This is a genomic window from Algoriphagus resistens (assembly GCF_001442615.1).
GTDB classification, from domain to species: domain Bacteria; phylum Bacteroidota; class Bacteroidia; order Cytophagales; family Cyclobacteriaceae; genus Algoriphagus; species Algoriphagus resistens.
In genome coordinates, this window is record NZ_LMXN01000033.1 from 1 (window position 1) to 9075 (window position 9075).

Genomic DNA, 9075 nt, shown 5'->3' on the forward strand with positions numbered 1-9075 from the left:
ATATGGAGAGCTCTCCATATACGCCATTCAAATGAATTACACCTTGGTTATAGCTCACTTCCCTGTTGTGTACAGTCCAGTCATTCGGTGAGTTCTGGGCATAGCTACAGAAAAAAAGTAGATACAGGGGCAAAATTAAAATGATTCGCATAGTCGTAGTTTTTTGTTTCAGGTAAACCTATGTTTTCTGCGTTTTTGAAGCGATTCAGAATTCGGTCAAAGTTCGGTCATTGTTTGGAATAGGCTGTATTTGCTCTTTTCTTAATTAAATTTGGTACTTCATGCACTACTCAGAAAACGAATACATTCAACTTTGTAAAAGTAAACTGGAGGTAAAATTTTCTTTTGGAAACGGGCAAGGCTATACCGAAAAAGACCTGGAACTTTTGTCAACCTATATTGAGGAAAATGTAGGGGTCTATATCAGTCTTTCTACTTTAAAGAGACTTTGGAAAAACCAGTTTAAAAAAGGGCCACAATTGGCCACACTGAATGCATTGGCAAATGCATTAGACTACTCAGATTGGCAGGATTTTAAATTGAATAATAAGAAGCAAGTTGATGGTTCTAAACCCGTGACTTCTTCGAGTAACAGGGTATCTGTTTCCTTGAAATTTAGGATTTTGGCGTTGGGGATAGTTTGTCTGATAGCAATTATTGCTCTTAATCAATCACAGGGAATAAGAATAGAAGGTCCGGTAGTTTTCAAAGCAGACAAAACTTTATCTAAGGGTGTCCCTAATACATTTATTTTTACCTATGATGTCAGTCAGGTAAAGGCAGATAGCTTTTTCATTCAGCAATCTTGGAATGGTTGGAGAAGAGAGCGTATAGATCCAAAAAAAAGTGTCTATACGAGTATTTATTATGAGTCTGGCTTTCATAGGGCAAAGCTGTATGCCAATGACAATATCATCGCCAAGGCACCTGTCCATATTTTAAGTGATGGCTGGGAAGCTCATGCCTATTATAATGAATCGGATGATCGTTTTGTGAATTTTGGGGAAGAGGAAATTACTTTGGATGGTAATTTGCGCTTACCGGTAGAACTCCTGAAATCCAAAAATATTGATACCCGAAAGGTATTTCAGACCCGTGTAAGTAACAGCCAGGTATTTAATCTTTCCTCTGATAATTTCAGCTTTCGAACCCGTGTGAAATCGGATCAAGTATTAAACAGCAACTGCCCCTGGTTAACTGTTCTGATCGTAACTGAGGAGCACATCTTCACGGTGACCCTGGTGCAAAAGGGCTGTGAAAATTTTGCAGGATATAAGCTGGGAGAAATCAGTAAAAGAGGGGATGATAATGACCTTTCAAAACTGGGTCAGCAGGTGTATGACTTTCAGGAAATTGGAATTGATGTCAGGGATAAACATGCTGAAATACTGATTAATGGAGAACGGGCATATACGGAGGAATTCAAACAGAATTTTGGAGAAATAGTAGGATTGACCTATGTATTTGAAGGAACAGGCACAATTGATTTTGCCCGTCTGTTAGATCCCGCTGGAACAGTGGTTTTTGAGGATGATTTTAATCGACTTCCCTGATTTGGATAGGAAAGTTAGCAGGTTGCGTCAAGGCAAAATAACAAATAGAACTATCTTGATATCTTTAAAATAACTAAAAAAACTAACTTATAAACACATGTAAACGTATTGGATTATTTTTTGTTCTTTTTATAAACCAATAGTTTCTTTTTTCAACTTTTTTTAAACTATAAAAATATCTTTTTGTTTATTTTACTTACACAAACTATAAGTTTGTGTAAGTAAAATATTTTTAAACTTTCTTATTATAGAAAAGATGGTACATCTATAAAAAACAGGGTAATAAAAGTAGGGATGTCATTTATTTCTATGGCGACTGTCATATCGATCCCTTTGTCCGCAAGAGCATTATTGATAAAATGGCGGCTATTGAAAGCGGGGGCAGGAAGTGCATGCCGTTCTATTACATGGTGGGCAGGAGTAAGGATTAAGGTTGGGTAATTGAGCCTTAAGATTTAAAAAAATCCCCGATTTCTTTTCGGTAAGTCTCACCAATAGTCAACTGTGTGGAATCTTGCAGCTCCACGAAGTTTCCTTCCAGAACTCTGATATGCTGAATGGAAATGATGTAGGAGCGATGGATGCGTAAAAACTTTCCTTTGGGAAGTTTATGGTAGATATCCTTCATGTTCTCATACACCATCAATTTTTCTTCAGTGGTATGGATCCGGATATAGTCCCGGAGCCCTTCAATGTAGATGATTTGGTCAAAGGGGATCCTATATACTTTGCGGTCTGCTCTTACAAAAAGATCCTCCGAATTGGTGCTTTCGGAAAATTGCTCCTTCCACTGCAAATATTTTTCAAGGCTTTTATAAAAACGCTGGAAGGTGATGGGCTTTAACAAAAAGTCAATGACATTGAAATTGAATGCCTCCAGTGCATATTGGGGATAGGCTGAGGTAATAATGAAATTTTGGTCTTTTTTTACAGTTTGCATAAACTCTATTCCTGTCAATTCAGGCATCTGAATGTCCAAAAAGATCAGGTCAATTTTTTGGGTACTCAAAATTCCCATTGCCTGAAAGACGTCTTTGCCAGCATAGATGACCTCCAAAAAAGATATTTTTTCTGCATAACTGTTGAGCAGTTGAACGGCAAATGGCTCATCATCGATAATGATGCAGGTGATTTGATTCCTCATCAGAGTTGGATTTCCAGTGTGGCCTTAAAATAACCTCCTTCATTTCTAAGTTCCAGCCTATGCTGGTTGGGATAGGAAAGCTGCAGTCTTCGGCGGAGATTTTCTAAGCCAATACCTCCTTGTTGATCCTTTTTCTTGGAGCTTATTTTATTGGCAACCTCAAAAAGCAAATTTCCGGAGTGGCAACCCAGGTTAATTTTCAGAGGAGAGTGGGGATCCAATACTCCATGTTTGATTGCATTTTCTATGAACGGAGAAAGAATCAAAGGAGGGATGCGGAGGTTTTCGCTTTCTATACCTAGGTTTAATTGTACAGGAAATCCATGTTCATGTCTATACTGTTCGAGTTCAACGTACGAGTTAAAATAGTCGATTTCTTCCTGGATCGGAATCAGTTCTTTTTGGGAATCGTAGGTGGTAAAGCGCATGATGTTGCTCAATTTTTCAATAGCAGGCAACGCCTTTTCTGAATTGACATAAACCATAGAATAAATATTGTTCAATGTATTGAACAAAAAATGGGGGTTGAGTTGGCTTTGCAGAAACCGGACTTCCATGGTTCGCTTTTCCTCTGAAATGGCGGCATGATTTCCTTGAAGTCGAATCGAAAATACTATCAGCCAAAATAGTGTGCTTGGAATGAGCGGGTAGGTAAAGAAGTAAAGGTTGTCATAGAAATAGTGGGAAATAGGAGTGCCTTCAGAGTAATTGCTGAAATTGAAGAAATGGGGCATTAAAACTTCTTCCATCAAAAATCTGAATCCCACAAAAAACAGGTAAAAGGATACCAAGCCTAAACTCACCCGCTTCCAGCCAAATTGCCTGAAAACCCAGGGCAGAACCAGTAAATAATTGAAATAAAAACTCACGGAGAATACACCTATCCAAAACAGGGTAAGCGTATCAGGTTTATTGAAGGAAAAAGGACTGGGACCCGATCCGTTAAAATTCAAAAAGGAAAAATAGGCCAGCAAGAACCAGAAAAGAAAATGATATCCGATCTCTTTTTTGGTACTTAACCTGAATTGGGTTAGTGTTGATTGCATGGAGTAAAATTACGGGATCAAAAGTTCGGTTTTGTCCCTGTTTGTCGAAAATTCCACGGGCTTTGTCGAAAAAACTTTCTGATTTTCCCTTATACAGAGATGTTTAAAGTGTATTTAAACCAAAATCCAAAAATGAAAAGACTGTTATTATTCTTCGCCTATTTTGTGTCAGCTGTCCAGCTACAAGCTCAAAACCCTGAGATTTCCCTAAAATTTAAGGATGCAATTCCTGTCTTAAATCTGGGTACTTTTCACATGGGATATTCTCCGGATGCAACGACTACTGAGTTTGATGAGCATGATCAGGGAAATGTGGCACAGGTCCATCGGATTGCACAGGCTATTGCTGACTTTAAGCCTACCGTTATTCTGGTGGAAACAGAGCCTTTTGAAAACGAAGCCCTTTGGGAGTCTTTCCAAGCCTACCTTGAAAATCCGAGTATGAAATTTGACAATCCTTCAGAAATCCAATTGCTGGCATTTGAGGTAGGTAGATTGGCCAATACCTCCAGAATTTATGGGATAGATTATCAGGAAGGTTATAATTATTCCATAGGTTATCAGCTGGAAAATAGCATGGATAAGGATACCTACTTTCGGTACATGAAACTTTTGAATGAACTTGAGAAACAATTTCCGGAAGAGGAGATGACTGTTTTGGAACATTTAAAGATGACCAATGATCCTAGGTATCAGGATATCTTAATGAATATCAATGCAGATATACTTACCCATACAGCCACAGCCGGAAATTCCGAAGGGGCAGATGAAGCCACCAAATTCTATCATAGAAATCTGGTGATGTATTCCAACCTGAATCAGATTGAGCTGGATAAAGAAGACCGGGTATTTATTTTGATGGGAGGAACACATACGGCATTTTTCAACATGTGGTTGGAAAGAAGCCCTAAGTATTTATTGGCTCCAGTGGAAGATTACCTGAACGCAGTCAAAAACTAATAAGATGAATGAGGTTTATAGGAAAGGCCTGTTCTTTATTGTAATATGCTATTGGGTCGCGTTACTGGTCCCCACTTCGGTTTGTTCCCAAGAATTAACTGATTCCGGTTTACAGAATGAATATCAAATCCATAGTACGGACATTGCTCATTTTTATACCGCTTTTGATCTGGCCATACAACAGCCTGAAAAGGCTGAGAAAATCTTCAATTCCCTTTATTTTAAAAAGGGAACTTCCGGACTGCGGGATTTTTATAAAACAAAAATAAAGTCCAAAACGGAGTTCGCTGAATTTGTACTGACTTTCAAGGCCTATTACCAATCCATTAGAGGAGATATTTCCGATCTGAATGATTTGAAACTTCTGATCGAAGCTTATTTCAATGAGTTTAGAACGCTTTATTCTAAAGCCACCATTCCCGATGTCTTTTTTATGATCGGAAAATTTCAATCCAACGGGACCATCTCTAAAAATGGTTTATTGATCGGTACGGAAATTCTGGCCCGGACTGTAACATCCGATACCTCGAATTGGAACAGGGATTTGCTGGCAATCAGTATGGAAAGAAGCCATATTCCGGTCACTGTAATCCATGAATTGGTCCAATTCAATCAGGAGCAACAGAAAAAAGGGAATTCTCTTCTATGGAAAAGCATAAGGGAAGGTTCTGCAGAGTTTATTGCAGAATTGCTCACGGGAGAAACGGATGGGGACTACCGGGAATTTGAAGGGATAGAAAAAATGATTTGGGAGCAATTTCTGCTTCAGAAGGATCAGCCTATCTGGTCTTCGTGGATGAAGGCGAACAAATCCAGACCTGCTCTTGCAGGCTATTGGATGGGTTATATGATCTGTAAGGCTTATTACCTTCAGGTAAATGACAAAACCCAAGCCATTCATGATATTCTTACTATTCAGGATTACGAAGAGTTTCTTAGAAAAAGTAAGGTGGAAAAGTATTTAAACTGTGCTTATTGTTGTTGATTTTTGAGGGTGTAAAATAAACTCTGTTTGAGACTTTGAATTTTAGTTAAAGTTTTTAGGATAGAGCGGTATGAAAGAAGAAGAATCAGCATCATATGCCATCTTTGTTCCACCAACTCATCAGGAAATACCAGAACTAATGAGTGACCTGGAACAGTTTATTCATGCCGACAACGCAGACATACCAATATTTGTCCCACACCTTATCAAAATTGCTCTGATCCACTACCAGTTTGAAACTATCCATCCTTTTCTGGACGGGAACGGCCGAATAGGACGGCTATTGATCACATTGTACCTTCTGGATAAGGGCCTATTAAGAAAACCGACTCTCTATCTGTCCGATTTCTTTGAGAGGAACCGAAGGGACTATTACGACAACTGATGCGGGTTAGGGAAAAAAATGACCTGAAAATCTGGATCGAATACTTCCTTGTAGGTGTTATCGAAACGACGGAATCCAGTATTGAAACTTTCCAAAATATCGATAAGTTACGTGACCGGGTCGAACTTTCACAGCTGATCCAGTTAGGCAAGCAGCAGCAGGATGCGAAAATACTAATGTGAGAGCTTTACAAAAATCCGATCATTGATGGAGCCAAAGTCGCGGAAATATTGCATGTTCACGCCTCTACCGCAAACCGCTTAATAAAGAACCTGATGGATATGGGGATTTTGGAAGAACTTACAGGATACAAGCGTAACCGTATCTATGCTTTTGGAGAATATATTAGGCTTTTTAACTCATAAGCTTCACTGTTCAAGTGGAGCTTTCCTTTTCCCTCCCTATCACAAATATAAAATTCTATATTTGCAAAAATAGCTATAACTGCAAATATACCGATCAAATATTTCTTCCCGGCCCTTCCCCCAAAAAACGTTGGCCCTAAAACAATTCTCAAAGCTCGGTAAGTTAGCTGTATAAAAGCGGAGATTACCATTCAAAACAGCGGCTAATTGGTTCAATGCCCCCTGAAAAACTGTGTATTTTAAAACTACTTCTCGAATCTGCGGAATTAATTCTTTAATCGATTGTATCCATCATATAGACAATTAATTACAAAGTAAAAAAAATAAAAAATGGAGAGAAAAAATCGCTCCATTCCAGTTGTGTGGAGCTGGCAAAACCCTAGTTATATCGAACTTTTTCTTTTTGCTGTGTTTCAGGTTCTGATTTGATCAGCATCCCTAAACCTCTTTGTTTGATTCCCATGTTTTTATTGCCCTTGCTCGGGTCATTTAGTCTCTTAGCTATGTTGTGCTCAGTTTAGTTTGGTTATAATTTCCTCAACTTGCATTTCGTAGTCATTGACTCCATTTGAATCCGGCGCATAGTCAAATATGCTTTTTTCCTGCATGTGGTCTAACAAAAATATTCAAAGTCCACTTGATGAAATCGACGAAATCCTTAATTTGGTCACAGCAGCACCCTGAAGGCCTGTGGACAATGGCGATATAGATGCAATAAGGTAGTGGAACTGCTGTAACCACAAGTGTTGGCGGTCATTGTAAAGCGACCGGGACAAATGAGAAATTAAATGTTCGGGACAACTCTAAAAACGAAAAGAAAATGGATAAAACGGAATTAGAAAAACTACATACTGATTTACTAAATTCTTGGAATAAACAAGATGCAACCACAATGGCATCATTTTTTACAGATAATGGAATATCTATAGGCTTTGACGGAAGTCAATATTATGGTAAAAACGAAATTGACACTGAAATAGGGAAAATATTTAACCACCATCAGACTGCGGATTATGTTTGGAAAGTTAAAGAAGTTCGTTTTTTGTCTTCAGAAGTCGCTATTCTTCGAGCTATTGCAGGAATGATACCACCCGGACAAAAAGACATTAATCCCGCAGCGAACGCCATCCAGACAATAATTGCGATAAAAAAAGATGACGATTGGAAAATTGACCTTTTTCAAAATACTCCTGCACAATTTCACGGAAGACCTGAAATGGTAGAAGAATTAACAAAAGAGTTAGCCGAACAGATAAGGAAATAAAAACAACGAACCGCCAACAAAGGCTAAGAGCAAGCGGGGCGGAAAGTGCTAAATTGAAAGTGATTACTTTTAATAAATTTTGGTCTCGGTGGACAAGTATTCGGGTTTTAATGCCCGCTTGATGGTATCGACGAAATCCTTAATTTGGTCAAAGCAAAACCCCGAAAACCTGTAGACAATGGTGATATAGATGTAATAGGGTAATGTATCCTAGATAAACACAAGTGTTATCTGGCATGAAAAAATATGAAAACACAATCTACCCACATCTACATTTTTATTCTTTTGGCTTTACTATCAGTCGGCTGCAATAAAAAATTAAACTATGAATTTTCAGAGATTCAGGAAAAGCATGTTAGTAATTTTGATCCTGGTTATGAAGCATACTGCAATTTAGACTTGAACTCAGATTTTGAGTTGAACGCTGTTCAATGTAGTTTTTACGGCGATTACCAAAATGCGATCGATCAAGCAACTAAAAGAGAGGTCCATAAACAGGAGGCGATGATGAGTATATTTCATCAAACAGCTGATATAGCTGATCTTATCAAATCGCTTGAAATTGCATTGCAAAACCCTAAAGCTGATGATAGTTACAAAGCTTCTATCCAGAACATGCTCAACTTATTGACTACTCCTCCGGCTCATGAACTTTTCGCTCAGGCAAAAGCAGTAAATGCTGTCGACTATATCACTAAAAAAGCTAAAGATTTTCATTTTGCTTTGATCAATGAAGCGCACTTTAATTCTCAGCATAGGGCTTTCACGAATGCTTTGTTAAAACCTCTCTGGGATGAAGGATATAGATATTTAGCATTAGAAACCCTTGGGTATGATGATAAAGATATCCATGAGAGAGGTTATCCGGTGAGTTCAACTGGCTACTATACTAAAGACTCCCATTTTGGTAATTTAGTTAGAGAAGCCCTTCAATTAGGTTACACACTTATAACCTACGAAACCCAAAACGATCATGATGGTACATTAAGAGACCGTGATCAGGCACATAACATTTTTGAGCAAACCTGGAAAAAAGATAAAAATGGAAAAGTACTCATACATGCTGGATATGGACATATTTCTGAAATGGGAAATACACACTATGAACCTATGGGGTTTCAGCTAAAAAAGCTGATCAATCAGGATATTCTTACTATAGATCAGGAGAATATGGTAGGATTTACAGATTCAGCAAAACAGCATCAATACTACAAAGAGGCTGCTAATCAATTTGATCTCAATGAACCCACTGCATTTTTAAATGATACCGATAAAATCATTGTAGATCCGGTAAATTCAATTGGAATTGATATTCAGGTTTATCACCCTGATACAAAATTTGTCAATGGTAGACCTGACTGGATGAAAAGGGA

General features: G+C 38.2%; 10 protein-coding genes. 7 read left to right on the top strand and 3 right to left on the bottom strand.

Annotated features, from left to right (window positions below; translation table 11 throughout):
- Nucleotides 1-281 precede the first annotated feature (281 nt).
- Nucleotides 282-1553, top strand: a complete 1272-nt coding sequence (locus AS141_RS25670; RefSeq protein WP_057940580.1) for a hypothetical protein — start codon at nt 282-284, stop codon at nt 1551-1553.
- Between the two features lie 448 nt (nt 1554-2001).
- On the opposite strand, the gene AS141_RS25675 is transcribed toward AS141_RS25670, so the two are convergent.
- Nucleotides 2002-2697 carry a LytR/AlgR family response regulator transcription factor gene (locus AS141_RS25675; protein WP_057940581.1) on the bottom strand — a complete coding sequence of 232 codons (696 nt, stop codon included), beginning with the start codon at nt 2695-2697 and terminating at the stop codon, nt 2002-2004.
- On the bottom strand, nt 2697-3743 hold the full coding sequence (locus AS141_RS25680) for a sensor histidine kinase (protein WP_057940582.1): 1047 nt from the start codon (nt 3741-3743) through the stop codon (nt 2697-2699). Before AS141_RS25680 ends, AS141_RS25675 begins: the two co-directional genes overlap by 1 nt.
- A 132-nt stretch (nt 3744-3875) precedes the next feature.
- On the opposite strand from AS141_RS25680, the gene AS141_RS25685 reads away from it, so the two are divergent.
- The 4 genes from AS141_RS25685 to AS141_RS27190 all read left to right on the top strand — a co-directional run bounded on the left by AS141_RS25685 (nt 3876) and on the right by AS141_RS27190 (nt 6255).
- A complete protein-coding gene (locus tag AS141_RS25685) occupies nt 3876-4703 on the top strand; it encodes a DUF5694 domain-containing protein (RefSeq protein WP_057940588.1) in 828 nt (275 codons plus the stop codon).
- Between the two features lie 4 nt (nt 4704-4707).
- Entirely contained in the window at nt 4708-5688 is a 981-nt protein-coding gene (locus tag AS141_RS25690) for a gliding motility protein GldB-related protein (protein WP_057940583.1), read from the top strand.
- Nucleotides 5689-5827: 139 nt separating this feature from the next.
- Nucleotides 5828-6073 carry a Fic family protein gene (locus AS141_RS27185; RefSeq protein WP_232425007.1) on the top strand — a complete coding sequence of 82 codons (246 nt, stop codon included), beginning with the start codon at nt 5828-5830 and terminating at the stop codon, nt 6071-6073.
- Nucleotides 6073-6255 carry a hypothetical protein gene (locus tag AS141_RS27190; RefSeq protein ID WP_057940585.1) on the top strand — a complete coding sequence of 61 codons (183 nt, stop codon included), beginning with the start codon at nt 6073-6075 and terminating at the stop codon, nt 6253-6255. Before AS141_RS27185 ends, AS141_RS27190 begins: the two co-directional genes overlap by 1 nt.
- Nucleotides 6256-6398: 143 nt before the next feature.
- Here AS141_RS27190 and AS141_RS26950 read toward each other — a convergent pair whose 3' ends face one another.
- Nucleotides 6399-6590 carry a hypothetical protein gene (locus AS141_RS26950; protein WP_198293630.1) on the bottom strand — a complete coding sequence of 64 codons (192 nt, stop codon included), beginning with the start codon at nt 6588-6590 and terminating at the stop codon, nt 6399-6401.
- A gap of 668 nt (nt 6591-7258) precedes the next feature.
- Here AS141_RS26950 and AS141_RS25710 point away from each other — a divergent pair.
- Together AS141_RS25710 and AS141_RS25715 are read left to right on the top strand one after the other, a co-directional pair.
- Nucleotides 7259-7702, top strand: coding sequence for an SgcJ/EcaC family oxidoreductase (locus AS141_RS25710; RefSeq protein ID WP_057940587.1), 444 nt, complete (start codon nt 7259-7261; stop codon nt 7700-7702).
- A gap of 246 nt (nt 7703-7948) precedes the next feature.
- Nucleotides 7949-9075: hypothetical protein (locus AS141_RS25715; protein ID WP_082632443.1), on the top strand; the 1127-nt coding region annotated here is incomplete at its 3' end.

Bases quoted from the DNA above. Each gene is read 5' to 3' on its own strand.
- AS141_RS27190 (WP_057940585.1), top strand. From the start codon at position 6,073: ATGCGGGTTAGGGAAAAAAATGACCTGAAAATCTGGATCGAATACTTC.
- AS141_RS25690 (WP_057940583.1), top strand. From the start codon at position 4,708: ATGAATGAGGTTTATAGGAAAGGCCTGTTCTTTATTGTAATATGCTAT.
- AS141_RS25685 (WP_057940588.1), top strand. From the start codon at position 3,876: ATGAAAAGACTGTTATTATTCTTCGCCTATTTTGTGTCAGCTGTCCAG.
- AS141_RS27185 (WP_232425007.1), top strand. From the start codon at position 5,828: ATGAGTGACCTGGAACAGTTTATTCATGCCGACAACGCAGACATACCA.
- AS141_RS25710 (WP_057940587.1), top strand. From the start codon at position 7,259: ATGGATAAAACGGAATTAGAAAAACTACATACTGATTTACTAAATTCT.
- AS141_RS25675 (WP_057940581.1), bottom strand. From the start codon at position 2,697: ATGAGGAATCAAATCACCTGCATCATTATCGATGATGAGCCATTTGCC.
- AS141_RS25680 (WP_057940582.1), bottom strand. From the start codon at position 3,743: ATGCAATCAACACTAACCCAATTCAGGTTAAGTACCAAAAAAGAGATC.
- AS141_RS25670 (WP_057940580.1), top strand. From the start codon at position 282: ATGCACTACTCAGAAAACGAATACATTCAACTTTGTAAAAGTAAACTG.